The organism is Clostridioides sp. ZZV15-6383 (genome assembly GCF_020657735.1).
Lineage (GTDB): Bacteria > Bacillota > Clostridia > Peptostreptococcales > Peptostreptococcaceae > Clostridioides > Clostridioides difficile_D.
In genome coordinates, this window is record NZ_JAGWCV010000252.1 from 1 (window position 1) to 234 (window position 234).

1 rRNA gene is annotated in these 234 nt (G+C 53.4%); it reads right to left on the reverse strand.

Features of this window, described 5'->3' with window-relative positions:
- Nucleotides 1-234, reverse strand: a 16S ribosomal RNA gene (locus KGF42_RS20730); the annotation flags it as partial.

A 234-nucleotide genomic window follows, 5' to 3' on the forward strand; every position in this document is an offset into this window, starting at 1 on the left:
GAATTCCACTCTCCTCTCCTGCACTCAAGTCTCCCAGTTTCAAGAGCTTACTACGGTTGAGCCGTAGCCTTTCACTCCTGACTTGAAAGACCGCCTACGCACCCTTTACGCCCAGTAAATCCGGATACCGCTAGCCCCCTACGTATTACCGCGGCTGCTGGCACGTAGTTAGCCGGGGCTTCCTCCTCAAGTACCGTCATTATCTTCCTTGAGGACAGAGTTTTACGACCCGAA